A 2,184-nucleotide genomic window follows, 5' to 3' on the forward strand; every position below is an offset into this window, starting at 1 on the left:
GGGGTGCTGTATCCCTACTACTGAGGTGCCACATGCGCCACGCACTCAAGCACTACATGGGCCTTTACCGGCTCCTGCGCATCAATAACACGCCGCTGGGAGCCTTGCGGGCTCTGCTGCGTAAACCATCGTTCTAACCATGACCACCAACATTCCCAACCTTGCAGGCGTTGCGACTTCCAATCTGGTCGAACAGATCGGTACTGGCAAGTTCTCCGCCAGCTACATCAACTGGTCGCGCACCATGGCGCTCCTGCGCGAGCATGCCCCAGGCTGGCAACCAGAGCTGGTGACGGCGCCTGACGGCTACGTGCTGCACCAAGCGCCAGTAGGCGCGTATCTGCTGATCCGGTTCCGCAATGGCGATGTGACCACTCCACCTGTTCCGCAGGCCGTGATGGACACACGTAATGCTGCGATCCCAATCGAGCGCATCACCGCCCGCGACATCACAGACACGCACCGCCGTGGGGTCTGTATGGCCGCAGCATTCACGTTCGGCCTTGCCTATGAGCTGTGGGCAAAACTGCCGCTGGAGTCTGGCTATGCAGACGCCCCGCCACCACCACCCCCTCCGACCAAGGTAAGCCCGGTGCCAGACATCGAACTACCACCCCAAGAGCATGCGCACGTTGCAGCCGTTGTGGACAGCATCGTGGCTGCGTGGCAGGAGGGCAGCGAGATGGAGGCCATAGCCGCGTACTACGAGCTGACCGACAACGACCACAAGGTGGCCGCTTGGAAGATGCTGGCGCCGCACAGCAAGCTGCGCGCCCTGCTGAAAGCAAACCAACCAACAGCGCAAGCCGCTTAACCAACTCCTGCCGCGCTGGGCGGCGGGCAATTTGAAAGGGCCATCATGGCACGCAAGTACGAAGTAACCGCAGTCACCGGCAAGTACACCGACAGCACTGGGGCGGAGAAGAGCCGCTATCAAACGCTGGGCTCTGTGATCGAAGCAAAGAACGGGCTGATGCTTAAGCTGGAGGCGGTGCCTATCGGCTGGGATGGCTGGGCCTACCTGAATGACCCAAAGCCGCGAGATGGTCAGCAGGCGCAGCAACAACGACCGCAGCAGCGACAAGCGCCGCAGGGCGACGATGACGACATGAGCTCGATCCCCTTCTGACCTCCCCCACCCCACACACAGGCCCGCAATAGCGGGTCTTTCTGTTTCTGGAGCCACAAATTGATTGCAGCCCTATACGTAGAAACTGACGGCGCTTACTTTGGACTGCCTGGCGTTGATCCGTGGGATGAAAAGCGGGACGCCAGGAAATACGCCGGGCCGCATCCGGTTGTCGCGCATCCGCCATGCCAGCGATGGGGGAGGTTCTGGCACGGCAGCACGCGCAAGCCACACCAGTTCAAGCTGGGTGATGACGGAGGCTGTTTCGATGCGGCTTTTAAGTCGCTACGCCGCTTCGGTGGCGTGCTTGAGCATCCAGCCGACTCACATGCATGGTCAGCCTTTAGCCTGAACAAGCCGCCGCGCTCTGGCGGATGGGTCTATGCGGGGCAAGGCTTCTGGACCTGCTGTGTCTACCAAGGCCACTACGGGCACCTGTCTGGCAAGCCGACTTGGCTTCTGGCCTGTGGGATGCAGCGGGACGATTTGCCTGAGCTGCGCTGGGGCAAGACCGAGCAGCGACTCCACCCGCGCGCCCTGGAACTGCACGGCTACGAGAAAGCCAGGCGCATCGGAATGATGGCAATGGTCGGCGGCAAGGACAAGACCCGCATTCGCAACGCCACCCCGGACGAGTTCAGAGATGTCCTGATCTCCATTGCGTCAAGCGCATGCACGACCCAATTCACAGAGGATTCCCCATGACCGATAAAACAGACAGCAAGGAGCGCGCTGGTCGCTTCACCAAGAAGCCAGTGACCATTGACGCATGGCTGATTGACTTCGGAAACAAGCCGCTTCCCGATTGGGTAAATGAAGCCTTCCGCACCGCAGCAATCGACTGGTGCCCCGCTGGAGAAGGGCTGTACATCAACACCCTTGAGGGGCACATGCTTGGCACCAATGGAAGCTGGCTGATTAAGGGCGTGCAGGGCGAACTGTACGCATGCAAGCCTGACATATTCGCCGCCACCTACGAGCGCGCCTCCCTCGCCGTAAGTGCGGGGAGTGGCCCGCTGATGGGTGAGCAGCAGGAAATGCCCGACCTGTCAGCA

4 protein-coding genes are annotated in these 2,184 nt (G+C 60.9%); all 4 read left to right on the forward strand.

Translation table 11 applies throughout. The annotated features are described in order from the left end of the window. Positions 1-139: 139 nt before the first annotated feature. The gene (locus DRV96_RS18255; protein WP_162911142.1) at positions 140-814 is read left to right on the forward strand and encodes a hypothetical protein; all 675 of its coding nucleotides are present in this window, start codon (positions 140-142) and stop codon (positions 812-814) included. A 45-nt stretch (positions 815-859) separates the two neighbouring features. Next, positions 860-1,129, forward strand: a complete 270-nt coding sequence (locus tag DRV96_RS17635) for a hypothetical protein (RefSeq protein WP_119293581.1) — start codon at positions 860-862, stop codon at positions 1,127-1,129. A 60-nt stretch (positions 1,130-1,189) separates the two neighbouring features. Continuing rightward, a complete protein-coding gene (locus tag DRV96_RS17640; protein ID WP_119293583.1) occupies positions 1,190-1,834 on the forward strand; it encodes a hypothetical protein in 645 nt (214 codons plus the stop codon). Beyond that, a partial coding sequence (locus DRV96_RS18260; RefSeq protein WP_162911141.1) for a hypothetical protein occupies positions 1,831-2,184 on the forward strand: 354 nt, incomplete at its 3' end. The genes DRV96_RS17640 and DRV96_RS18260, both read left to right, overlap by 4 nt.

The sequence above is a fragment of the Azohydromonas sediminis genome (genome assembly GCF_003574675.1).
GTDB lineage: Bacteria > Pseudomonadota > Gammaproteobacteria > Burkholderiales > Burkholderiaceae_C > Calidifontimicrobium > Calidifontimicrobium sediminis.

Excerpts from the sequence above, each read along its gene's own strand:
- DRV96_RS18255 (WP_162911142.1), top strand. The coding sequence starts at position 140 with ATGACCACCAACATTCCCAACCTTGCAGGCGTTGCGACTTCCAATCTG.
- DRV96_RS17635 (WP_119293581.1), top strand. The coding sequence starts at position 860 with ATGGCACGCAAGTACGAAGTAACCGCAGTCACCGGCAAGTACACCGAC.